Annotated in this window: 19 protein-coding genes and 1 pseudogene; 8 read left to right on the top strand and 12 right to left on the bottom strand. The window is 41.6% G+C overall.

Annotated features, from left to right (window positions below):
• Positions 1-194: 194 nt before the first annotated feature.
• From J4E06_RS15350 to J4E06_RS15305, 10 genes and pseudogenes are all read right to left on the bottom strand, one after another.
• A pseudogene (locus tag J4E06_RS15350) lies at positions 195-1,673 on the bottom strand (LptF/LptG family permease); the annotation flags it as partial.
• A gap of 3 nt (positions 1,674-1,676) precedes the next feature.
• Positions 1,677-2,342, bottom strand: coding sequence for an outer membrane lipoprotein periplasmic chaperone LolA1 (lolA1, locus tag J4E06_RS15345; RefSeq protein WP_502877355.1), 666 nt, complete (start codon positions 2,340-2,342; stop codon positions 1,677-1,679).
• Complete coding sequence (locus J4E06_RS15340) at positions 2,329-4,719, bottom strand: DNA translocase FtsK (protein WP_349524860.1); 2,391 nt, start codon at positions 4,717-4,719, stop codon at positions 2,329-2,331. The genes lolA1 and J4E06_RS15340 overlap by 14 nt, the downstream gene beginning before the upstream one ends.
• Before the next feature lie 62 nt (positions 4,720-4,781).
• Positions 4,782-5,147, bottom strand: a complete 366-nt coding sequence (locus tag J4E06_RS15335; protein ID WP_349524859.1) for a diacylglycerol kinase family protein — start codon at positions 5,145-5,147, stop codon at positions 4,782-4,784.
• Positions 5,140-5,646 carry a thiol peroxidase gene (tpx, locus tag J4E06_RS15330; RefSeq protein ID WP_349524858.1) on the bottom strand — a complete coding sequence of 169 codons (507 nt, stop codon included), beginning with the start codon at positions 5,644-5,646 and terminating at the stop codon, positions 5,140-5,142. The genes J4E06_RS15335 and tpx overlap by 8 nt, the downstream gene beginning before the upstream one ends.
• A 95-nt stretch (positions 5,647-5,741) precedes the next feature.
• Positions 5,742-5,999 (bottom strand): DUF6952 family protein, encoded by a 258-nt coding sequence (locus tag J4E06_RS15325; protein WP_127136767.1) that lies wholly within the window; start codon positions 5,997-5,999, stop codon positions 5,742-5,744.
• Complete coding sequence (locus J4E06_RS15320; RefSeq protein ID WP_349524857.1) at positions 5,980-6,294, bottom strand: thioredoxin family protein; 315 nt, start codon at positions 6,292-6,294, stop codon at positions 5,980-5,982. Before J4E06_RS15320 ends, J4E06_RS15325 begins: the two co-directional genes overlap by 20 nt.
• 5 nt (positions 6,295-6,299) lie before the next feature.
• The gene (locus J4E06_RS15315; protein ID WP_349524856.1) at positions 6,300-6,944 is read right to left on the bottom strand and encodes a peroxiredoxin; all 645 of its coding nucleotides are present in this window, start codon (positions 6,942-6,944) and stop codon (positions 6,300-6,302) included.
• Positions 6,945-7,297: 353 nt separating this feature from the next.
• Entirely contained in the window at positions 7,298-8,788 is a 1,491-nt protein-coding gene (nhaC, locus tag J4E06_RS15310) for a Na+/H+ antiporter NhaC (protein WP_349524855.1), read from the bottom strand.
• A gap of 71 nt (positions 8,789-8,859) precedes the next feature.
• Positions 8,860-10,080, bottom strand: coding sequence for an aminotransferase class I/II-fold pyridoxal phosphate-dependent enzyme (locus J4E06_RS15305; protein WP_349524854.1), 1,221 nt, complete (start codon positions 10,078-10,080; stop codon positions 8,860-8,862).
• Positions 10,081-10,230: 150 nt separating this feature from the next.
• Here J4E06_RS15305 and J4E06_RS15300 point away from each other — a divergent pair, with 150 nt between their 5' ends.
• Together J4E06_RS15300 and lpdA are read left to right on the top strand one after the other, a co-directional pair.
• Entirely contained in the window at positions 10,231-10,689 is a 459-nt protein-coding gene (locus tag J4E06_RS15300; RefSeq protein WP_349524853.1) for an Lrp/AsnC family transcriptional regulator, read from the top strand.
• Between the two features lie 352 nt (positions 10,690-11,041).
• The gene (gene lpdA, locus J4E06_RS15295) at positions 11,042-12,445 is read left to right on the top strand and encodes a dihydrolipoyl dehydrogenase (protein WP_349524852.1); all 1,404 of its coding nucleotides are present in this window, start codon (positions 11,042-11,044) and stop codon (positions 12,443-12,445) included.
• A gap of 210 nt (positions 12,446-12,655) precedes the next feature.
• On the opposite strand, the gene J4E06_RS15290 is transcribed toward lpdA, so the two are convergent.
• Positions 12,656-13,861, bottom strand: a complete 1,206-nt coding sequence (locus J4E06_RS15290; protein ID WP_502877354.1) for an acyltransferase family protein — start codon at positions 13,859-13,861, stop codon at positions 12,656-12,658.
• Positions 13,862-13,982: 121 nt separating this feature from the next.
• Between J4E06_RS15290 and J4E06_RS15285 the strand changes: the two genes are divergently transcribed.
• The 6 genes from J4E06_RS15285 (at position 13,983) to J4E06_RS15260 (ending at position 23,914) form a co-directional block, all read left to right on the top strand.
• A complete protein-coding gene (locus tag J4E06_RS15285) occupies positions 13,983-14,516 on the top strand; it encodes an NADPH-dependent FMN reductase (RefSeq protein ID WP_349524851.1) in 534 nt (177 codons plus the stop codon).
• 7 nt (positions 14,517-14,523) lie between these two features.
• Positions 14,524-15,813, top strand: coding sequence for an anthranilate synthase component I family protein (locus J4E06_RS15280; RefSeq protein ID WP_349524850.1), 1,290 nt, complete (start codon positions 14,524-14,526; stop codon positions 15,811-15,813).
• Between the two features lie 704 nt (positions 15,814-16,517).
• Positions 16,518-17,825 carry a tRNA lysidine(34) synthetase TilS gene (gene tilS / locus J4E06_RS15275; protein ID WP_349524849.1) on the top strand — a complete coding sequence of 436 codons (1,308 nt, stop codon included), beginning with the start codon at positions 16,518-16,520 and terminating at the stop codon, positions 17,823-17,825.
• Positions 17,822-19,801, top strand: coding sequence for a protein-disulfide reductase DsbD family protein (locus J4E06_RS15270; protein ID WP_349524848.1), 1,980 nt, complete (start codon positions 17,822-17,824; stop codon positions 19,799-19,801). Before tilS ends, J4E06_RS15270 begins: the two co-directional genes overlap by 4 nt.
• Positions 19,802-19,885: 84 nt before the next feature.
• Entirely contained in the window at positions 19,886-22,273 is a 2,388-nt protein-coding gene (locus J4E06_RS15265; protein ID WP_349524847.1) for a penicillin acylase family protein, read from the top strand.
• 105 nt (positions 22,274-22,378) lie between these two features.
• Positions 22,379-23,914 (top strand): YifB family Mg chelatase-like AAA ATPase, encoded by a 1,536-nt coding sequence (locus J4E06_RS15260; RefSeq protein ID WP_349524846.1) that lies wholly within the window; start codon positions 22,379-22,381, stop codon positions 23,912-23,914.
• Positions 23,915-23,916: 2 nt separating this feature from the next.
• Here J4E06_RS15260 and J4E06_RS15255 read toward each other — a convergent pair whose 3' ends face one another.
• Positions 23,917-25,347: a M20 family peptidase gene (locus J4E06_RS15255; RefSeq protein WP_349524844.1), complete on the bottom strand. Its 1,431-nt coding sequence runs from the start codon at positions 25,345-25,347 to the stop codon at positions 23,917-23,919.
• Positions 25,348-25,423 lie beyond the last annotated feature (76 nt).

Below are 25,423 nucleotides of genomic sequence, written 5' to 3'. Positions count from 1 at the left end.
TCCTCAATGCTGACCCCCCTTTTTTCTAGAATAGAAATAGCCGTATTTCTATAAGATGAGTCAAAATCATATTGTTTAAAATTTTTAACAATGTCCATCAACTTTTTATTATCATAGGACTCGAGATTTTGTATGGTATTTTTGTCACCAATTTTATCAAAATCTAATTTATTCTTTTCCTCAGCTTCGTTATCTTTCTTTTTAAATAATAATTTAATACGGTCTATAAAATGACCAAATCCTACTAATCCCTTATCCGCCGTGGCCCTTCTGGTAAGCGATATGCCCAAGGGGAGCATGATCATAGTGGGCAGCCAAGCTCCGATAGCGGGATGAATGTTCCCTTCCTTGGCGTAGTTGCCAGCAAAAACGCCTAAAAAGTAATAAGTCAAAAATAAGATAATAGCGACCACCATGGGCAATCCCAAACCTCCCTTTCGGATGATGGCGCCCAATGGTGCTCCCACAAAAAATAAAATTATGCACGAAAGGGCCAGTGCATATTTTTGATGGAGCGATAGGATATGGCTGTTGTAAAACTTGTATCTGCTTTGCAGTTCTTTCTTTTTAGAGGTCACGGTAGATAGGATACTGGAAACATCGTTCAATGCTTTTTTCATCACCTGAATCTGTTCCCACTGCTCCAGCTCACCTACAAATTGATCGATGGTTTCAATGGAATCCAATTGGGTTTCTTTTTCCACAGATTCCGGTTCAATCAGCTCTAAGTTTTGTCTGGTAGTATCTTGCGGGATTTTTAGCGGAAATGCGCCCATTCGGTTGACGACGTTTTTTGAAAATGCGGCAACTTTTTCAAGATTGTTTTCGCGAAGGGAGTCGATATCTTTGATGAGTCGTCCTACATTTTTCATTTTATTGGTGGTGATATTCTGGTCTTCCTCCAGATCTTGGTCATTGAGTTCAGAAATATCAATATTGATGGTGTAGGTATCGAAATTAGATTTTGCAAAAGGTTGTTTTCGTTTCTCCTTTGCATCCTTTTTCACAATTTCCTCGTAATAGTGCCCATCTTTCAGTACCAATTGGATGATATCCGATTCCTCACTACTGATCAACTCCCCGGTTTTGGCCTTGATTACGGTATTGTTGATGTTCTGGTTGGTTTTTTTGTGGATGATGACGTTATCCAAGAATCGGTCTTGTTCCCCATACTTCTTGTCCACTTTTATGTTCATTCCCTCACCGGTGCCTTCAAAATCACTGAAAACGCCTTCGGTTATGGCGGCGGCTGGTTTTACTTTAGCAATATTTCGCCTAAGGTTGAACATTTTTTGCTCGGACTTCGGAATCACATCATTTGCAAAAAAGAAAGTGACCACCCCTAAGAACAGTACAAAAACAATTAAACTGCGCATCCCCCGCTGAAGCGATATACCGGAAGCTTTCATGGCAGCGAACTCATAGTTTTCCGCAAATGTACCAAAGGTAAGAATGGAGGAGAGGAGCACCGTGAGCGGTAATACCTTGTCCACCAAGGTTGGGATAAAGTAGAAAATAAACTTGCCAATAATGACTATGCCCAGTCCTTTTCCCGCTAAATCATCAATGAACAGCCATATTCCCTGAAAAATGAATATGACGATCAGAATGAAAAAGGAACTGAAGAAGTTGTATAGAAATCTTCTTAGTATATACTGATCAAGTATTTTCAATGCCTAATTTCTTATGATATAGTATCCTTTATCCTCGTATTTTTTCTCGTCAAAGGTAAACAGAGTACTTGATATGGGCTGATTGGTTTTGAAAGAATTAACGGTAATGATGGTTTTGGTACCGTTGTTTCCCGTTTGAATCAGTTTGTATATATGTTTTGTTTCGGAATCAATTCCTAAAAGCACGGATTTGATTTCGGTGTTGGAATCAATCGGAATCAACTTTACGAATTGTATTTTTCTTCCGCCCACGTTTTGAAGAATATCCCATTGGTAGTTGTGTCCCGTTTTATAAAAAGTCAACATTTTGGATGGGCTTACATTGTCGTTGTCCTCGTTAACGTCCTCAATGGTCACTTCTTCGTTTTCTGGAACCACGGTGTATACTTTGTTGCCATCATACAATTGTGTGGCTCCAAAATAGTTCAACAGGTATTTTTCACCATCCAAAGTTACGTTTCCGTTGGTTTCCTGTTTGAGGTTGGCCTCTGTGTTTTCCAAAGTGGATTGAAAATCAATATAAATATTGTCGTAGCTCTGCACCTTGTTGTACACTTCATCCAAAAGTGCTTTGGCTTTATCTGAGTTTTGTCCGTAGGAAAAAAGTCCAGCGACAAACAATGTTATTAAAAGAATACTTTTCTTGATCATGATCTTATTTTGCTTCATTTTCTAATAGTTGTTCCAAAGAATACATATCGGGAACCAAAACCTGTCTTGCTTTGCTTCCTTCAAATGGTCCTACAATTCCTGCGGCCTCCAATTGGTCTATAATTCTACCCGCTCTGTTGTATCCCAATTTTAATTTTCGTTGAATCAAAGAGGCGGAACCTTGTTGTGCGGTTACAATCACTTCTGCCGCATCTCTGAACATGGCATCCCTTTCCGCGATATCATTATCAAGACTTGTGCCAGATTCTTCTCCCACATACTCTGGTAGTTCGTGTGCTTCGGGGTAGGCGCGTTGCGAACCAATATAATCGGTGATCTTGGCAACTTCTGGTGTATCCACAAAGGCACATTGCAGCCTTGTAACATCATTTCCTTGTGTGTAGAGCATATCCCCGCGACCGATAAGCTGATCGGCGCCTTGGGCGTCCAAAATGGTTCTGGAATCAATTTTTGAAGTTACCCTAAATGCTATTCTTGCGGGGAAGTTGGCCTTGATGATTCCTGTGATTACATTCACCGAGGGTCTTTGGGTCGCAATGATCAAGTGAATACCGATGGCACGTGCCAATTGTGCCAATCTGGCGATCGGCGTTTCAACCTCCTTGCCCGCGGTCATGATGAGGTCGGCAAACTCATCGATTACCAAGACAATGTAGGGCAAGAATTTGTGCCCATCGTTCGGATTCAGTTTTCTGGCCTTGAACTTGGTGTTGTACTCTTTAACGTTCCTCACCATGGCTGACTTGAGCAGCTCGTAGCGATTGTCCATTTCAATACAAAGCGAATTCAAAGTATTGATTACCTTTGTGTTATCGGTAATTATGGCTTCTTCGGAATCGGGGAGTTTGGCCAAGAAATGACGCTCAATCTTGTTGTACAGGGTCAATTCCACCTTTTTGGGATCCACCAAAATGAATTTAACCTCTGCCGGATGTTTCTTGTAAAGTAGGGAGGTAATGACCGCATTCAACCCTACGGATTTACCTTGACCCGTGGCACCGGCCATAAGCATATGTGGCATTTTGGCCAGATCTACTACAAAAGTCTCGTTGCTAATGGTTTTTCCGAAAGCGATGGGCAGTTCCATTTCCGCTTTTTGGAATTTATTGGAAGCGATTACCGAACGCATGGAAACTACTGTCGCGTTTTTATTTGGCACCTCGATTCCCACCGTTCCTTTTCCTGGAATAGGGGCAATGATTCGGATACCCAAAGCTGCCAATGACAAGGCAATGTCGTCTTCCAAGTTTTTGATTTTGGAAATTCGGATACCCGCTTCGGGAACAATTTCGTACAGCGTTACCGTAGGACCAATGGTCGCTTTGATCTGGGCAATCCCGATTTTATAATTTTTGAGGGTACTTACAATTCGATTTTTGTTTTCCTCAAGCTCTTCTTGGTTGATGGTAATTCCGCCAGATGCCCCGTGCGACTCGAGTAAGTCCAAAGTGGGAAATTTATAGTTGCCCAATTCCAATTTGGGGTCGAACTCACCAAAGTCTTCCACAAGTTTCGCAGCTTTGGCGTCAGTTTCTTCTTCCTCAATCGGAGTTTCCTCAACCTTTAGGGCAATATCGGATTCCTCTTCTTCGGGAATGTTGACATCCAGTCCCGCTTCATCCAAAGGAGGAATATCTTTTTTATGGGTATAGGTGTCTACTTTTTCGGGAACGTTATCTTCGGTGGTCAGCTCAATGCTTCCTTCTTGGTCATCCAAAGTAGATTGTAGCGTGGTTGATGATGCTGAATCTTCATTAAAGTCCGATTTGATTTTTTGTTTTTGCCTACGGAAGAAATTGGCAAAGCCTTCGGGTGTAAAGTTGAACAATTGCACCAAAATGACCATCAAAACAAATATAAGAATCAAGAACACCCCGATTTTGCCTGTGTAATCCTGAAGAAAATCGTTCATTTCATAACCGATGAGTCCACCCAATAGTGGGAAATCAACAGCAAAGAAACCTAGGGCAATGGAGCCCCAAATGACTCCGACCAAGCCCCAAATCCATTTGGAGATCAATCGTTTTCCATGCAACCCAAGAAATAAATAAAGTCCGGTGACTGCCAATAGGAGCGGAAACACAAAAGATGCTAAGCCAAAGCCTTTGTACATAAAAAAGTGACTTACATTGGCTCCGAATTTGTTCAGGAGGTTGCTGGCTTCTGCATTGCGGTCGGCAAATTGGGACAACATACTTTGATCCTCCTGCCACGTAAAATAAAATGACATAAAAGAGAAGAAAAGTGCGATGCTGAGAACAATCAAAAGGCTGCCAAAAATAATCTTGTTCTGCTTGGAAGGTTTAAAAGACACCTTCTTCTTAGCAGTAGTGCTGGTTTTTTTTGATTTGGATTTTGTTCTTTTTTTGGCCATCAATCAATTTTAAGCGGGGCTAAGTTACAAATTTACGTTGCTACTCGGGGTCTTGGATTTTACTAAAAGATTTTGGGCACGTAAATGATCAAACCAACAATGCTTGCCAAGACCGATACTATCATAACGGCTCCTGCGGAAATATCTTTTATCAAACCGATTTTGGGGTCTAAATTGGGTTGAATATAGTCGCATATTTTTTCAATGGAGGTATTCACACCTTCCACTCCCATGACCAAACCAATAGCCAACAGTTGGAGAATCCATTCGGTATTAGAAATTTCAAAATAAAAGCCGAAGGCGGTAACAATCAATGCGATAAAGAACTGAATCTTGATACTGGACTCGGTCCGTAATAAAAGAAACATGCCCTTTAGGGCATATCCCACACTTTTGATCCTGTTCCGTAAAAAAGATTCCTTAGGCATCCATCAATGCTTCAAGGGCGGCTTTATAGTTAGGTTCATCCACAGTTTCCGACACTTGTTCGGAATAGACTACTTCACCATTTTCGTCGACCACCACTACGGATCGTGATAGCAAACCTTGCAACGGTCCATCGGTAAATTCCACCTTATAGGATTTTCCAAAGTTGCCATCTCTAAAGTCGGATAGCGTCTCTACTTGATCGATTCCTTCAGCACCACAAAAGCGGGCCTGAGCGAAAGGCAAATCTTTAGAAATGCACAAAATCTTGGTGTTGCTCAATTCTGCCGCTTCTTGGTTGAATTGACGCACGGATTGGGCACAGGTGCCCGTATCTATACTTGGAAATATATTGAGAACCACTTTTTGACCCTTATAATCAGAAAGGGAGGTAGTGGACAGGTCGTTTTTCACCAAAGTAAAGCTAGGTGCTTGGGAACCATTTCCCGGAAGGTTGCCAAGTGTATGAATTTCATTTCCTTTTAGTGTTACAGTTGCCATAGTAGTTGTTTTGATTTGGAATCAAAAATACTAAAAAAACCTTCCCGAAGTCTGTTACGGGAAGGTTCTTATTTCAATGTTTGTTACAATGTCCGTTACTTGTCTATTGAGCCAAGCACCCTTGACATAAAACCGTTGAGTGCTTCTTTTTTTGGAGTTCCATTCTTGATTTCTCCGGATACTTCCAAGGCTCCATAAATATTGGAGATCAACTCCCCGATCATATCCAGTTCCTCATCTTTTAAACTGGAAACCTCACAAACACTTTCAAGTGTATCGGCAGTTTCCTGCAAATAGTCCTCATCGTGCTCTTCTGCAAAATTGACCAGTTGTTTAATTATGGGCAACTTCATTGATCAAGTCTTTTAAAACATCATACTTATTGGTCTGCACCTGATTCTTCAGAGATCCTTTGGAAAAAGCAGCGAAGGTGGGCAAGTTGTCCACGTTGGCCAATTTTCTGGATTCCGGGAATTTTTCGGCGTCGACCATCACAAAGGTTATGTTCTCGTTCAAAGAGGCTTCTTTTTTGAACTTCGGCTTCATAATCCTGCAGTTACCACACCAGGATGCGCTGTACTGCACCACTACATTGTCATTTTCGGCAATGACCTCGTTTAAATTGTCTTTATCCAATTCTACGATCATAGTGCTTAGTTTACGTGATTGGCCAAATACTCAGAAACACCTGCTCTATCAGCATTCATCGCTTCTTTTCCTTCTTCCCAGTTGGCTGGGCAAACCTCACCTTTTTCCTGCACGTGGGTGAAGGCATCCACCAAACGCAAAAATTCTTTTACGTTTCTTCCCAATGGCATATGGTTGATGCTTTCGTGGAATACGGTTCCTTCTTCATCAATCAAATACGTAGCTCTGTAAGTTACATTGTCTCCTTCTACCACAACAGAGTTGGTCTCTTCGTTGTAGTCTTCTTTCATAATATCCAAAATGCCCAAGGCGGTTGCCAAGTTTCTGTTACTGTCAGAAACAAGAGGATAGGATACACCTTCGATTCCACCGTTGTCTTTTTCGGTACTCAACCAAGCAAAATGTACTTCGGCAGTATCGCAAGAAGCTCCAATAACAATGGTATTTCTTTTTTCGAACTCACTTAAGTTTTGTTGAAAAGCAAAAAGCTCCGTAGGGCAAACAAAAGTGAAGTCTTTTGGGTACCAGAACAACAAAACTTTTTTGTTTTCGGCTTTGGCTTTCTCTAAAATGTTGATTTTGAACGTATCGCCCAACTCGTCAATGGCGTTTACTTCAATGTTTGGAAATTTTCTTCCTACTAATGTCATTTATTGGATTTTTTTAGAATTCGAGTAGCAAAAATAGTGCGGTTTGACGGCTTTTGCCAGCTCGGAAATTACTTTTTCTTATGGTCTAATAAGTCGTGACTATGTCGTAAAAAAGCACCATCAATATTAAGGTAGTGACAAATTTGAGCCATCAAAATTGAGAACTCTGCAAAGAATCAGGTTTAATAAAAAAAAACGGAATGAAAATTTATCTTAGTGAACGAATCAATCTAATAGACAAAAGTTGTCAGGTCGAGCGCAGTCGAGACCTAACTTAAAAATCTAAGTGTCCCATAACTTCTCGACTGCGCTCGAAGAGACAGGGTGTGATGATTGGTTGTGGTTCCTAAAAATTATTCAGCCGTTGTTGTGGCCAATTGCTTGATCTTGATTCGGAATGCAGCAAAAAGCAATGTCATAAACGGACTGAGCCAGTTAAAGATAGCATATAGTGCATATTCCCCAACACCTACACCCAAAACACTGCTGTGGTAGGCTCCACAGGTGTTCCAAGGCACCAATACGGAAGTTACCGTACCTGAATCTTCCAAAGTCCTACTTAGGTTTTCTGGGGCCAATCCACGTTCTTCATAAGCTTTGGAAAACATTTTACCAGGAACTACGATGGCCAAATATTGGTCAGATGCAGTTACGTTCAATGCCAAACAGCTACCAACTGTACTGGCGAACAACCCAAAGGTAGTCTTGGCCAATTTTAGAAGAGATTCAGTGATACGCTCCAGAGCACCGATGCCATCCATAATGCCTCCAAATACCATGGCGCAGACTATTAACCAAATGGTGCCTAGCATGCCGGACATTCCTCCCGAGGAGAAAAGATCGTTAAGTGCAGGGTCGTCCGTGGCAATTGATGTATCAATCGTTATAGCGTTTAGGATTCCTTTGTAACCTGTTTCAAAATTTAAGGCTGCGCCTCCACCGATGTTGGCCACAATGTCTGGCTGAAAAATAAGCGCAAAAACACCACCTAACAGCGTACCAATCAAAAGCGCCATTAATGGCGGGGCCTTTTTTACGATCAAAGCAATTACAACCAATGGTACCAAGAACAACCATCCATTTATATTGAAGGTGGAGCCAATATTTTCTAGTAGTGAACTTGTATCGGCAACTCCTGAGGTATCAATCGTAAATCCAAGAATGATGAAAACAATCAAAGTCACTACGATGGTCGGAACCGTAGTGTAGGTCATATAGCGAATGTGTGAAAACAAATCCCCACCAGCCATTGCGGGGGCCAAGTTGGTAGTATCGCTCAAAGGGGACATCTTATCTCCAAAATAGGCTCCTGAGAGTACAGCGCCGGCCGTCATGCCCAATGAAATGCCCAACGCATCGCCAATACCTATAAGTGCAATACCAACAGTCGCAGCCGTGGTCCAGCTACTTCCGGTAGCAATAGAGATAATCGCAGAAATAATGACACTGGCGGCCAAAAATATAGTGGGATTCAAAATTTGAAGACCGTAGTAGATCATCGCGGGAATAATACCGCTGACCAACCAAGTGCCCGAAAGTGCGCCGACCATCAACAAAATGAGCAAAGCTCCCGTAGTGGACCGAACATTCTCCGCTACTTCGGCAATCATTCTTTTATAGGAAACCTTATTGAAAATACCTACGATTGCGGCCACGGCACCGCCCATCAACAAAATAAATTGGTTGGAACCGCTTAGTGCTTCATCTCCAAAGACATAAACATTATATGCCAACATGGCGACCAGTGCAAGCACCGGAATCAATGCCTCCGCTATGGTCAAATTTTTATTTTCTACAATATTTTCATTTTCCCTAAACTTTGGTTTTTTCTTTCTGTCCGGCATTTGGTCTGAGTTTGTTAGAAGGTAATATTACGATTTTGCACTATGTTGTGCAAACAACGTTGGTTTACTTCTTAGGCCAAACTTGCATCGGGAGATAAAATACCTAGCTTGTCCATACACTCACGCATGGTGATGTATGTTTTATGGATATCGTTGTCCAATCCGATTGAAAAACGGATAAGTCCTTGGGAAAGACCCAGTTCTTTTTGTTCTTCCTCTGGAATTTCGGAAGAGGTTGAAGTTCCAGAAGCGCTGAACAAGGTTTTATAGAAACCAAGGCTTACTGCTAAATAGCCCAGTTTTTCTTTTTGCATAAGTTCCATTAAAGCATTGGCCCTTTCTACGGAACCAACATCTAGAGTGAGCATGCCGCCAAAGCCATATTCGCGGTTCATCTGGGATTTCATCAAGTCATGGCCAGAATGACTTTCCAAACCGGGGTATACCACTTTTAAACCGTCTTTCTCAAATTGTTTGGCCAAGTAATGGGCATTTTCGCTATGTTTTTTAATACGGATATGCAGTGTTCGCATATTCTTAAGGATTGAAGCGGCCCGCAAACTGTCCAAAGTACTTCCCAAGAGCATTCCAGCACCGTTGTTCACATCTTTTAAACTGAGACAAAAATCTGTTGTTCCACAAACCGCTCCAGCAACACAATCACTACTACCGTTGATGAATTTGGTAAGGCTGTGCACTACAATATCGGCTCCCAATTGTGCCGCATTTATCGTCAAAGGAGAAAAGGTGTTATCGACGACCAATGGCATCTCGTTCTTTTTAGCAATTTTGGATAGCGAAGGGATATCAGCAATTTCCAAGAGCGGATTGCTGATAGCCTCGCAGTAGATCATTTTGGTTTTTGGGGTGATGGATTTCTCGACCGTTTCCAAATCGGTAATATCTACAAAGTAAACATCAATATGGAACTTTTTCACGAAGTTCTTCAAGAAGGCGTAGGTACCCCCGTAAATGGTTCTACTACAAACAATATGGTCACCCGAATCGCAGAGTTGAAGTATAACAGCAGTAATGGCGCCCATCCCGCTGGCGTAAACATTGGCAGCTTCCGTTCCTTCCAGTTGTGCCATGGCTTCGCCCAAATATAGGTTGGAAGGGGAGGAGTGACGGCTGTATAGGTAGCAGCCTTCGGTATTCCCTTCAAAAGTATCGAACATGGTTTTTGCAGAAAGAAAAGTGTAAGTTGATGAATCTGATATAGAGGGGTTTACACCTCCGAATTCACCAAAATATTGAAGGTCTTGAATGTGTTCTGATGCTTTATAGTCCATAATGTACCGTTTTTAGTAAAAATATAAATTGATAGACCCAAAATCAATAGATATATTTGAATAAGGAATATTTGTCCTAAATAATAAAATAATTAGGTAATTGTTCCATAAAATTGGAATTTAGCCTTTATAGTTAGAAAAATCGTCGGTATGAAACTGGATAAAGTGGACATTGAGCTGCTGAGATTGCTCCAAGAAGATTGCAAAAAGACAACAAAGCAGTATGCAGATGCTTTGCATTTGTCCAAAACTGCGGTCTATGAGAGAATTCGTCGTCTGGAACGTAATGGGGTAATTACTCAATATGCTGCTTTGGTGGACAAAGAAAAAGTTGGGCGCGATTTTATGGTGCTCTGCCAAATACGGTTGGTACAGCATACCAAGGAGAACGTTCTAAAATTTGAACGCGAGGTATTACAGCTTCAAGAAGTCTCCGAATGCTTTCATGTAGGTGGGGATTACGATTATATTTTGAAAATATTTGTTGAGGACATGAAAAGTTACCGGGAGTTTATGGTGACCAAGCTCACCGCCATCGCCAATATCGGCAACACGCAAAGCTCTTTTGTGATTAATGAAGTGAAGAATAGTCCTTCGGTGCATATTTAGAAGTCAGAAATCAGTGGGCAGTATGCAGTCGACAAATTTCAAGCTCAAGAAAAAAATGTTCGAGCTATTCGTGTCGAAGCAGTGAACAATGAACAATGAACAATGAACAATGAACAATTATCCATTAACAGTCGACAATGAATAATAATCGAAGAATCTAGAATTAGATATGAGATGTGAGAATCTTTTCCTTTTTAACCTTCGCCATTAAAACCAAACCCTAAACCCCAAACCATCCAACCATCGAACAATCCAACATAATACATTGATACTGTCCCGAAAAACATTTGTATTTTTACGGTTGTTTTTAAAAAACAAATCTTTTAGCAATTATCCTTACAAATAATATAATATGAATCAATATGATGTAGCTATTATTGGCTCTGGACCTGGAGGCTATGTAGCAGCCATTCGATGTGCCCAACTGGGAATGAAAACGGCAATAATAGAAAAGTATTCCACTTTAGGAGGTACTTGCCTTAACGTAGGCTGTATCCCATCCAAAGCACTTTTGGACTCCTCGCACCATTACGAAGATGCCGTAAAGCACTTCGAGGAGCACGGTATCGATATTCCGGGAGAAGTAAAAGTAAACTTGGAGCAAATGATTGCCCGTAAACAAGGCGTGGTTGACCAAACCACCAAGGGTATCGAGTTTTTGATGAGCAAAAACAAAATCGATGTCTATCACGGAGTTGGGAGTTTCAAGGATGCCACGCACATCAATATTGCAAAAGAAGAAGGAGAAGAAACCATTGAAGCTAAGAACATTATCATAGCCACGGGTTCTAAACCTTCGTCTCTGCCATTTATTGATATTGATAAAGAACGTGTGATCACTTCCACGGAAGCCTTGAAACTTAAGGAAATTCCAAAGCACTTGATCGTTATCGGAGGTGGTGTAATTGGATTGGAATTGGGTCAGGTATACAAACGCCTGGGTGCAGATGTAACCGTTGTGGAGTATATGGACCGAATTATCCCGGGAATGGATGGCGCTTTGTCCAAAGAACTCACTAAGGTGATGAAAAAGCAAAAGGTGAAGTTCAACCTATCCCACAAAGTTAAATCTGTGGAGCGTAAAGGTGATGAGGTAATTGTGAAAGCCGATGACAAAAAAGACAAGGAAGTGACCATTACAGGTGACTACTGCTTGGTAAGTGTGGGCCGTAAGCCTTATACCGAAGGATTAAATGCCGAAGCTGCTGGAGTAAAATTGGATGAAAGGGGTAGAATAGAGGTAAATGAGCACTTACAGACCAATGTTTCCAACATTTATGCTATTGGTGATGTGGTAAAAGGAGCTATGTTGGCACATAAAGCTGAGGAAGAGGGCACTATGGTCGCTGAAATATTGGCAGGTCAAAAACCACATATCGATTACAACCTGATTCCTGGAGTAGTTTACACTTGGCCAGAAGTTGCGGCTGTAGGTAAAACAGAAGAGCAATTGAAGGAAGAAGGTGTCGAGTACAAATCAGGTCAGTTTCCTATGCGTGCCCTGGGTAGAGCCCGAGCCAGTATGGATATTGATGGTTTTGTGAAAATTCTTGCCGATAAGAACACGGATGAGGTATTGGGAGTACACATGATAGGTGCGAGATGCGCCGATTTAATTGCTGAAGGCGTGACTGCAATGGAATTTAGGGCATCGGCCGAGGATATTTCGCGTATGAGCCACGCACACCCTACCTTTGCGGAAGCTGTTAAGGAAGCTGCATTAGCTGCCACAGATGACAGGGCCTTGCATGTTTAATTTACTTTTTGACAAGCATATAAAAAAATTCGTCAGTTCGAGTTTTTCCTTTAAGAAAAGTATCGAGAACTCAGGTTCCCATAATCATCGCTTACAAGTACAATGAGGTTCTGAAATACCTTGCCTGCCGGTAGGCAGGAATTCAGAATGACGTGTTTCAATCATTTTTAGACAACTACAAAGCATTCAATCGTAAGGTTGGATGCTTTTTTAGCTTCTAACAGTGCGCAATATGCGCCTTAGGAAAAGTCGGGCCCTATTGAAAACCTCCCGTAGTATAGGAATGGAAATTTCTTTCAACTCAAAGAGTTGGATTTGTACATAAGAAACGCCCAAAGCCATTTGAGATTTGATGTTTGCTTCGTATTTGTTGTATTGGAGAGATAGGAATGTGCAGGCAATCATGAAAAATACAGCGCCCGGAATCACAATTTCTGGAGAAAGGGAGTAATTGAAGAACCTGTACAGTCCCAAGCCAGTGAAACTTCCGTACAAAATAATAAAGTGAATCACATAAATGGATAGTGTATTCGCCCCGATTTTTAAAACCGTTTTGTTCGTCATTAATTGGCGAAGTATCATAAACACGGCAAATACTACAAAAACATTCCCCAATCGGATAAACAGGTAATTGTTGTCTTGAATCATTTTGAATAATTCGATTCCAGTCAGTTCGTGGAAAAACAAAAATGTCGGAGACGAAAAGTAACAAAGCCCTATTCCAGTTATAATTGCTAAGGAAATGGCAGCAGGGTAAAGATACTTGTAGTCTTTAAACCTTGTAAAAAGCACGGAGATGAAGGCTCCTATGGCAGCGTAGCCAAACCAAGGAATTATTGTAAATACCGAACCGTTGGATTTGCTAAAGTAATTTGCAAGAGCGTTTGGCAAAAACGAAAAGGACCATTGTTTGTATAGTGGTTCAAATAAAAAGAGCAAAAAAGTGATGCTCATAAGCACCAGCGGAAACACATACTTTTTTCGTTTGGCGGTAAGTAAATAAAGAGTAATTAAGCCCAATATGGAAAGTCCGATGCAATGGAGGACGTCCACTAAATAAAATGAACTGTAAATCTCACCCTTAAAGATGCCACCCAGATTCAACCGCAGCAAATAACCGATGGCAACCAACTGAAGTCCGCGACGAATTCCTTTGGAAACCCTTGGATTTTCCAAACCGTTTTGAGGAACCCGTATCAATAAATAAGTAAAGATAAACCCGGAAACGGTAAAAAATACAGGTGCCGTAATCCCACGAAAATAAAGCCAAACATTGTAAATGGTGTTGCTGGAATCCCTAAAAACAGGATCCAACAAACCATCTATAAAATGCCCTTGGAGCATCATCAGAATGGCCCACGCCCGCATAGCATCAATAAAAAATAGCCTGTTGTTCTTGGCAGTCATTTGGTTCATAATCACCCTATATACTTGTTTAGCAGGTAGTTTGGATGTTCTGCGCGTCAAAAATATACAAAATAGTCGCATGTCTGCCACAATCGGGGTATTTTAGCGAAACAATCGATCATTTTACGCTATGGCCGCAATTTTGGCATTTGCCGGGAGCAATTCTTCCACTTCCATCAATTTTAGATTGGTGCAACTCACTACTTCAATGTTGCAAGATCATGATGTCCAGACCCTAAATATGGCGGAACACCCTTTTCCGATGTATAGTGAAGACCATGAAAAGGAAAATGGGTTTTCGGAATCTTTGGTTGGGCTGAAAGCAAAAATCAACAAAGCGGAGGGACTAATTTTATCGGTTAACGAGCATAACGGAAATCCATCGGCCTATTTTAAAAATGTGCTGGACTGGCTCTCGCGATTGGATCGAAACTTTTTGGAGGGTACCAAGCTTTTGTTGATGTCCACTTCTGGAGGTAAAAGGGGAGCAAAAGGTGCTATGGCGGTTGTTGAAGTTATGCTGCCCAGGTTCGGAGCCGAGGTAGTAGCTACTTTTTCCCTACCCTCTTTTTATGATACCTTTACCGATACGGGCATTTTGGATAAAGGTTTGAAAAAGGAACATCAAAAGGCCTTGGAATATTTCTTGAACTCTTTAAAATAAACACGTATTGCGGACACAGCGTTCCTTTCGTATAAATTCCACTTCACAAAGTAAAAAAGCTTTACTACAATGGGCTAAAGCATATAGGAATGTGGTTTGGTTGGACAGTAACTTACACCGTGACCAATATTCCAGTTTTGATGCTTGCTTGGCTGTTGTGGCATCTCAAGAGTTGAATGGTTTGGATGAGCTTCAATCCTTTGTGGAGCAAGAACGGGATTGGTTGTTCGGTTATTTTTCCTATGATTTTAAAAATGAACTGGAAGATTTAAGTTCCAATAATTTTGATGCTCTAGGATTTCCGATACTTCAGTTCTACAGGCCCAATAAAATTATAATTATTGATGATGGACAACTTCATTTTAAGTATTTGGATGCTTTTGCTGATGAAATTGAAATCGATTATGAGAAAATAACCAATGGTCAACAAGGAAAATCTTCTACCAAGCAGAGCGACCCCATCAAAATTAAGATGCGCATCCACAAGGATGCTTATTTTGAGAAAGCCCATCGTTTTTTGGAGCATATTCATCGCGGGGATATTTACGAGGCCAATTTTTGTCAAGAATTTTATGTGGAAGAGGTATCCATCGACCCTTGGGAGACCTATGAAAAACTGAATGGTATATCCGAACCACCTTTTGCAGCCTTTGCTAGATTGGATGATAGGTACTTAATGTGCGCTTCACCGGAACGATACATCAAAAAAATGGGCCAAAAAGTGATTTCCCAACCCATTAAGGGTACCGCAGCTCGTGGGAAGGATGAATTTGAAGATGAAAAAATCAAAAAGGGACTGTCTCAGGACAAGAAGGAGCGTTCCGAAAATATTATGATCACCGATTTGGTCCGCAACGATTTGTCCAAAAGTGCTTTAAAGGGCTCTGTTAAGGTAGAGGAACTCTGCAAACTGTACACTTTCAAGCAGGTACATCAATTGATTTCCACCATAGTTTCAAAGGTTTCTTCTGATAAAAATCCATTGGAATTGATAAAGGAAACCTTTCCTATGGGCAGTATGACTGGTGCCCCAAAAATATCTGCAATGAACATTATTGAGCAATTGGAGGAAACCAAACGCGGTTTGTACAGTGGGGCCGTAGGTTATTTTGCACCAAACGGTAATTTTGATTTCAATGTGGTCATTAGGAGTATTTTGTACAATGCCACTAAAAAATATGTATCCTTTTCCGTGGGAAGTGCCATTACAGCAAAATCCGACCCGGAAAGGGAATACCAAGAATGTTTGCTAAAAGCTAAAGCTATGCGGACCGTTTTGGAGGAAAGGGAAAAATAGGGAAGGAACCAAGACCGCTGCGCTGTTGGATACAGGAACAGACTTTTGAAATTAGGAGTTCAGAGTTACAAAGTTATTGAGTTACTGCCGACTGCGTACTGCAACTGCCGATTGACTTCGGACTCGTATGGGATTCCGAATCAAGTTCGGAATGACGGTCTGACACGAATTTCACCAATTGCTAGAATTAAGTTTAAGCATCAAGTTCAAGAACAAGTTCGGAGTTATGAAGTTATTGAGTTACTGCTTACTGCCACTGCTTACTGCCTAGAGCATCAATCTCCAATGACCCCTCCACGGCAGACACGAATAGCACAAATCATCACGAATACCACTTATTTCGAACTGTCATCCTGAGCGCAGTCGAAGGAACAGTCTATAACCTTTTTTGGGCGAAAAGGTAAAGGGTTGGACGCGAATTTCACTAATTTCTCGAATCAAGTGCAAGTTCAAGAACCAAGATACAAGAACTGGATCATTCAACAACCCGAAACCCGAAACCTGAAACCCGAAACCAGGATTGGACTTCTGACATCGGGCTTCGTGCTTCCGACTAATTTATTCATATACAGCATACTGCCTACTTTAAACTGTCTACTGCAAGTTCCAACTCAAATGCCAACAATACAACAACAAAATAACCAAGTAACATAATATCAGTTTAACACAGATACAAGGCTAAGGTTTATTTGTAAATTCGCGCTATGTTCCCAAAGTTCAAAGAGCACATTGATCAGGAGATCTCTTTTTTAAAAGGAAAGAAGCTGTTATTGGCCTGTAGTGGAGGTTTGGACAGTGTTGTGTTGATGCATTTGTGCGAGGCGACCAACTTGAACATCGTTTTGGCCCATTGCAATTTTAAACTTCGTGGTGGTGAAAGTGATGGAGATGAAGATTTTGTGAGGCAATTGGCCTTTAAATTCGGGATTCAAGTCTTTGTGAAACAATTTGAAACCGAGCAGTATGCCGAAAAACAACGTTTGTCCGTTCAAATGGCAGCCAGGAAACTGCGCTATCAATGGTTTGATGAACTTTTGCTTGCCAAAGGTTTTGATTATGTGTTAACGGCCCACCACGCGGATGATAACCTGGAAACTTTCCTGATCAATTTATCCCGAGGGACAGGAATCGATGGACTGTCTGGAATTCCCGAGGTGAACGGGCAAGTGGTTCGGCCATTGCTGCCCTTTTCCCGAAGTGAGATTTTGGAGTATGCAGAATCGGAAGGTATTGCCTGGCGAGAAGATAGTAGCAATGCCAGTTCCAAATACCTTCGGAACAAGATTCGTCATCAACTTGTACCTCCCTTAAAGGAATTGCATCCAACTTTTCTACAAAATTTCTTGAATACTCAAAACCATTTACAGCAGACCAACGATTTGGTCACCAATCACTTAAATGAGGTGAAATCCAAATTGTTCAAGTCAAGGGATGGTAACATTAAAATGGCCATTTCAGAACTGGAACAGTTGCAGCCTTTGGAATCTTACTTGTACGGATTGTTCCAAGGTTATGGTTTTACGGAGTGGAACGATGTAGCTGGTTTATTGACCGCTGAGAGCGGTAAACAAGTGTTTTCCAAAACCCATAGATTGTTGAAGGATAGGGATTGCCTCATTCTTTCAAAAATCGAATCCCAGCCAAATGGAACCTATCCTGTTCACTGGGATAAATGTCACAATGAATTGCCCGTACAATTAAAGTTGGAACTTGTTGATGCCATAGATGAACAGGCGAAAAATGTCGTATTTTTGGATAAGGAAAAGTTAATGTTCCCTTTAGCGTTAAGGAATTGGGAAAAAGGCGACTATTTTTATCCCTTTGGGATGCAAGGCAAAAAAAAGTTGTCCAAATTTTTCAAGGATGAAAAAATAGACTTGTTTTCCAAAGAAAAACAATGGCTGCTCTGCTCGGACAACAAAATTGTTTGGGTTGTGGGCAAAAGGGCCGACGAACGATTCAAGGTTGAGGATTCGACCCGACAAATATTAAAGATCACGCAACTGATATGAGATTATTGGTACTCTTTTTAGGATTATTCTTCATCAATTTAACCGCATTTGCCCAAACAGATGAAAATCCTGCGATTTGGAGCCACGAAGTACATAAACTGTCCGATACCGAATACGAATTGGTGTTCAAGGGTAAAATAATGGACGGCTGGCATGTGTATTCGCAATATACTGCCGAAGGAGGTTCTCTCCCTAGTGAATTTACTTTTGAAAAAGCTGGTGAAGACTACGAACTTATTGGTGAAACAGAAGAAAGTGAAACTATAAAAGAGTATAGCGATATTTTTGAGGTGGAAGAAACCTTTTTCAAAGGCGAAGCCATCTTCACCCAGAGAATTAAGTTGCTAAATCCTGAAGTCAACCAAATCTCGGTAAACCTATTTTATCAAATATGCAAGGAAGTATGCCTTCCCGTTGATGAGTATTTTCAAATTTCCTTGGATGGGAGCGGTTTTGTGGCCGAGGAAACAACCTTGGATGAACGAAGTTCGGCCTTGGGAGCATCACTAAAGGTAGATTTAAAAAACAAACAATTACTAAATCAAAACGAAATCACCGATTCCGAAGGAAAGTCAAACCTCTGGGTGATTTTCGGTTTGGGTTTCATTGGCGGCCTAATCGCCTTGTTGACGCCCTGTGTGTTTCCTATGATTCCGTTGACAGTTTCCTTTTTCACCAAACAGACGCAAAATAAATCCAAAGGCGTTGCAAATGCCTTGCTTTACGGGTTCTTTATCGTTTTGATCTATTTCTTGTTGAGTTTACCGTTCCATTTGTTCAATTCGGTGGACTCACAAATATTGAACACTATTGCCACGAACATCTGGCTCAATGTGTTCTTCTTTATCATTTTTGTATTCTTTGCCTTTTCGTTTTTCGGTTATTACGAACTGACATTGCCCAGTTCTTGGGCCAACAAGATGGATTCCGCCTCGTCCAAAGTAGGAGGGGGGCTCGGTATCTTTTTTATGGCGTTGACCTTGGCGATTGTATCATTCTCTTGTACAGGGCCCATATTGGGCGGCTTGTTGGGAAGTACAACCCTCGCTGAAGGCAACGTAGCCACTAATTTAACTTCTGGTATGGTTGGCTTTGGTTTGGCCTTGGCTTTGCCATTTGCACTATTTGCTATGTTCCCTGCTTGGTTGAATTCCTTGCCAAAATCCGGCGGATGGATGACCACGGTTAAAGTGGTACTTGGCTTTTTGGAACTGGCCTTGGCCTTTAAGTTCCTTTCCAATGCCGATTTAGTAGGTAATTGGGGCGTTTTTAAAAGAGAAATATTTGTAGGTATTTGGGTCGTGCTCTTCATTTTGATGACCTTATACTTGTTCGGAATCTTTAGGTTTCCACATGATGGACCTAAAAAGAATCTTTCACCTGCCAGAAAATTAACAGGAATAGTAAGCTTGGCTTTTACGATTTATTTGATTCTGGGACTTTTCAATATCAGTAACTTAAAACTACTTAGTGGATTTCCACCACCAAGCTTTTACAGTGTTGTGGAAACGGAAAGCGATTGTCCCTTAGGTTTGGACTGCTTCAAGGATTTTGAAGAAGGCGTAGCCTACGCACAAGAAGTGAACAAACCTATTTTGCTGGATTTTACGGGCTGGGCCTGTGTAAATTGCAGAAAGATGGAGGAAAACGTCTGGAGCGACCCAAATGTGTACCCCATACTTAAAGAGGACTACGTTTTGATTTCCCTTTATGTGGATGACAGAAAGGAATTGCCGGAATCGGAACAGTTCGACTTTAAATATGATTCTGGACGCATAAAAGCCATTGAGACCATTGGTCAAAAATGGGGGACATTCCAAACCATCAATTTTAATGCGGCGTCACAACCGTATTATGTGCTGCTCTCTCCAAACTTGGAAATTTTGAACGAAGCCGTGCAATATGTTGACGTTGAAACGTATGAGGAATGGTTGAAATCTGGCTTGGAAAAACACCATCTTTCTATGAACAAATAATTGACATTTGTCAATATCTTTTTTAATCCATCTAAGAAATTAATTATACCTTAGAGTTGTCTAATCGACTTAACCATCATTTTTGTGAAAAAGTACAAAAAGATTCTTCTTGTTATAGCAGGATTGCTTTTGTTTGTAATTATTGGTATTGCCATATTCTTAAATTCCCTCAAACCCGATTATGGAGGTGAAAAATCCTTACCGGGACTTTCCAATGAGGTGACCACCTATTTTGACGCCTACGGGATTCCACATATTTATGCCGAGAATGAAGCCGATGCACTTAAAGCCTTGGGCTATGTGCACGCACAGGACAGATTATGGCAAATGGAGTTGTTGCGAAGGGTCGCCAAGGGAAGACTTTCTGAAGTTTTTGGAGCGGATATGCTTAAAACCGACAAGTTTTTCCTTTCCTTGGGTATTGATGACCACACCAAGGAAACCATTTCCAACCTGGATGAACAAAGCGAAACCATTAAGATGTCCCAAGCCTATTTGGATGGTATCAACGAGTTTATAAAGGAAGGCCCAACACCTGTGGAATTTTATTTGACCGGGATTGATAAAGAACCGTTCACCATCGAAGATGTTTACAATGCCGTAGGGTATATGGCTTTCAGTTTTGCGATGGCGCACAAAACGGACCCTTTGTTGACAAGTATGCGCAACAAACTGGGAGAGGAATACTTGAACGACTTGGCCATAAGTTCCGATACCTCAACCGTATGGATTAAAAATTATAAGGGAATTGAAACGGATACCTTGGGCACCAATATTACCGCAAGTGTAACGGCAGCTTTGGATAAATTGCCCATTCCACAGTTTGAGGGGAGCAATAGTTGGGTAGTGGCACCGAAAAAAACCAAAAACGGAAAGGTGATTTTTGCAAACGACCCGCATATTGGGTTTGCTCAACCTTCGGTTTGGTACGAGGCGCACGTTAGCACTCCGACCTATGAAAAATATGGATATCATTTGGCAGGCGTGCCTTTTCCGCTATTAGGCCATAATAGAAAATTGGCCTACGGTCTCACGATGTTCGAGAACGATGACATTGATTTTTATTACGAAGAGACCAATCCCTCCGATAGTACAAAATATAAAACCGCTGAAGGTTGGAAGGACTACGAATTCGTAAACAAAACCATTAAAGTAAAAGATGGGGAAGATGTGTCCTTCACCTATAAAAAAACACATCACGGTCCAGTTTTAAACAATATTGCCGACCAAATTTCCGGCGAACGGCCCATTGCGATGTCATGGATGTACACCAAGCCCAAAAATAGGGTGGTGCATGCTTTGTACCATATGAGCCATGCCACCAATATGGAAGAATTTAAAACTGCACTGCCCGATATTCACGCCCCAGGTCTCAATGTAATGTACGGGGACGCCGAAGGCAACGTAGCCTGGTGGGCAACAGCAAAGCTATATGAGATGCCCGATAGTTTATCCACCAAATTTGTTTTGGACGGAACAACGGGAAAAGAGGAACCTTTACGCTATCTGGACTTTTCCGAAAACCCCATGGCTGAGAACCCGCCTTGGAATTATGTGTACTCGGCCAATAATCAACCAGACTCGATTGCGGGAATGCTTTATCCGGGATATTATCTACCAGAAAACCGAGCCAAACGAATTGTACAATTATTGGATGCCAAAGACGATTGGGACAAAGAATCCATTTCAGAAATGATATTGGATGTCACCGCTCCGGTAAATACAGAAGTGGTTACGGAGCTGATAAAACTGTTTGATGTCACACACTTAAACAGCAAACAATTGGTGCTTTTGGACTCTTTAAAGAATTGGAACGGGAAATACACGTTAAATAGCACAAGCCCAGTAATTTACCATAGAACGCTTTATAATATGGTAAAAAACACTATGGAGGATGAGTTGGGACCTGAAATGTTAAAGCAATTTTTATCCACCCATTTGTTTAAAAGACAGATTGCATGGGGAGCACGTATGGAAAGCGGAAAATGGTGGGATAACATAAATACTCCTGATGTAGTGGAAACTCGGCAGGATATTGTGATGATGTCCTTCGCCCAAACATGGGAGTCTTTAGTGAACGATTTTGGAGAGGACACAAGCCAATGGACATGGGACAAAGTGCATACCATTGAACATCAACACCCATTTGGGCAGGTGGCATCCCTTCGAGAGTATTTTAACGTGGGACCCTTTCCTATTGAAGGTACCCGCGAAGTTATCAACAACCTCTCTTTTCCTTACGATACCACAGGATTTTACAAAGTAAGCTCTGGACCATCCACCCGAAGAATCATCGATTTCTCGGATGTGGAGAACAGCATCAGCATATTGCCCACGGGGCAGTCAGGAAATCCGTTGAGCAAACATTATCAGGATCAAGCCCAAATGTACGTTAATGGTGAGTTTCGTAAAATGATGATGAACAAACAGGAAATAGAGGAAACTGCTGAGTCTATTTTAATCTTCCGTTAATTCAAAACGGGCATTCGTCAATTCAAATTGGGGTATTCATCAAAAGGGAATTCTTTTTGAATCGGGATTGGCTACTTTTCAGTCTTTTTCAATTAGAAATCCAATATGCTGATTAAAGTTTACGGAAGTGCCGTTTTTGGTATTGAGGCGACCACGATTGTAGTGGAAGTTAATATTGACAAGGGAATCGGCTACCATTTGGTAGGATTGCCGGACAATGCAATAAAGGAAAGTAATTTTCGAATTGCCGCCGCCCTTCAAAATAACGGCTACCGAATTCCCGGTAAGAAAATCACAATTAATATGGCTCCCGCCGATTTACGAAAAGAGGGGTCGGCCTACGACCTTACGTTGGCCATTGGCATTTTGGCGGCATCGGACCAGATTCGTTCAGAAAACATTGATAAGTACTTGATTATGGGAGAGCTTTCTTTGGATGGAAGCCTACAACCCATAAAGGGAGCTTTGCCCATCGCCATAAAAGCGGCAGAGGAAAGTTTTGAAGGGTTTATTTTGCCCAAGGAGAATGCCAATGAGGCTGCCGTGGTAGATGGGCTCAAAGTATATGGGGTGGACAATATTAAAGAAGTCATTGATTTTTTTGATGACGATGTTCCTTTGGAACAAACCCAAGTGGATACCCGTCAAGAATTTTATGATCATCTACATTTTCCAGAGTTTGATTTTGCCGATGTAAAAGGACAGGAAAGTATAAAGCGTTGTATGGAAATTGCTGCTGCAGGTGGGCACAATATTATTTTGATCGGTCCGCCCGGGGCAGGGAAGACGATGTTGGCCAAACGCTTACCCTCCATTTTACCTCCGATGACGCTCCACGAAGCTTTGGAAACCACCAAAATACATAGTGTTGTGGGCAAGGTCAAAAATAAAGGGCTGATGAGTCAAAGGCCGTTCAGAAACCCACATCACACCATTAGCAGCGCTGCGTTGGTGGGAGGAGGCAGTTATCCACAGCCCGGTGAAATCTCGTTATCGCACAATGGAGTTTTGTTTTTGGATGAACTTCCCGAGTTTGAACGCCGCGTACTGGAAGTAATGCGTCAACCTATGGAAGATAGGGAGGTTACCATTGCCAGAGCTCAGTTTACGGTAACTTATCCCAGTAGTTTTATGTTGGTGGCCAGTATGAATCCGAGTCCTGGAGGATATTTTAACGACCCGGATGCCCCAGTGACCTCCTCGCCCGCAGAAATGCAGCGGTATTTGGGGAAGATTTCCGGTCCATTATTGGATCGGATAGACATTCATATTGAAGTAACCCCTGTACCCTTTGATAAATTGTCGGAGGAGCGAAAAGGAGAGAGTAGCGTTGTGATCAGGAAAAGGGTCGAAGCCGCACGCGAAATACAGACCCATAGGTTTCAACACATAGATGGAATACATTACAATGCCCAAATGGGTACCAAACAAATTAGGCAGTTTTGCAAGTTGAACGAATCCTCCAAAAATCTTTTAAAAGATGCCATGCAGCGTTTGAACCTATCTGCAAGAGCCTACGATAGAATTTTAAAAGTGGCGTGTACCATTGCTGATTTGGAACAATCAGAAAACGTGGTGGAAAACCATATTTCTGAAGCTATTCAATACCGAAGTTTGGACAGGGAGGGGTGGTTAGGTTGATTTTAGTTGAACCGTTTGATCAGATTATAAGTGAACACAATCATTTCCTTGTAATTATCCTTGCTGATTTTTTCATCAATGCCGTGGAACATAGACATACTGTTTGGGTTCACTCGAACAGGGTAGAATCGGTATACATCATCAGAAATATCGTAAAAATATCGGGCATCTGTACCCCCTCCAATTAATCCCGGAACCACAACAGATTCAGGAAACACAGAGCGGATGGTTTTTTCAAGATTTTTAAAAGCATCCGAGTCTATTCCGGAAACTGGGGAAGGATTGGTGGCGAATTTGCCTGCCAATTCCACTTCGATTCCTTCTCCAACCGTTTCTTGAATATGCTGTTTCACTGATTCAATGGTCTCACCGGGCAATATTCTAAAATTGACAGTGGCTTTGCCGACCGTGGGGATAACATTGTCCTTAACGCCACCCTCTATAATAGTTGGTGCTGTGGTAGTGTGGGCATTCAAGGCTTTGAGCACCGGACCTTTAAAAAGCCAAGGATTTGCAAATGCCATTTTTTTGAAGAAAGGCATTTCAGCTCCCATATATTCAAATTGATAGTCAATCGGCTTTACTAATTTATAGGGTCGCTGGTTGTTCTCCAAATCTACTATGGCCTGTGCCAACATACCCAGGGTGTTTTCCTCTGGTGGTGCAGAACTATGTCCTCCGCCAGTTTTTACAATAAGGTTGAAGGAGGCATAGCCTTTTTCCGCTAAATTTACCATAGCAACGACCTTATCAAAGTCCGGAATCATATTTTCCGCCAAAAAGCCACCTTCATCCAGGGTCATCGCTGCCCGAACCCCTTTGTCCTTCAAATATTTTGCTATGGCTTTGGCTCCGTTGCCGCCACCAATTTCTTCATCATGGCCAAAAGCGAGATAAATGGTTTGCTTGGGTACAAAGGATTCCTGCAACAATACTTCAACGGACTCCATAAGGGCCATTAAGGAGCTTTTATCGTCCAAAGTTCCCCTTCCAATAATGTGGCTATCAGTGATTTTTCCTTCAAAGGGGCCAGCTTCCCATTCGGTTAGGGTGGGCTCGTCAACGGGAACAACATCTTGATGGGAAAGCAGTACAATAGGATTTAGGGATGGGTCGGAACCCTCCCATTTATAAAGCAGACTATATTCATTTATCTTTTCCAAACTCAAATTTTGGTGCAAAAGTGGATAAGTTTCGCCAAGAAATTGATGAAATCCATGGAATGCCGTTGAATCGGGCATAACGTCGTCACCAAAGGAAATGGTTTTGTATTGAACAGCTTTGGATAAGTTTTGAAAGGCAGTACCGGGAAAATCCATTGACGCAACAGGCTCGGACCCCACCTGTTTGGAGCTTAGCGATAGTGTGTTGTAGACGACGACCGCTGCCAAAACGACAAAGATGGCCACAAGGACAAGAATTAATTTTTTCATGGTTGGTTTACATATGGTTCTTTTAAAATATTCATTCAAAGTAGACAAAAATTTCCGTATCTATCATTTCTTGGTG

The sequence above is a fragment of the Allomuricauda sp. NFXS6 genome (genome assembly GCF_040148835.1).
GTDB lineage: Bacteria > Bacteroidota > Bacteroidia > Flavobacteriales > Flavobacteriaceae > Flagellimonas.
Note: the sequence above shows the minus strand (reverse complement) of the source record. Positions and strands in the feature narration are given on the sequence as shown.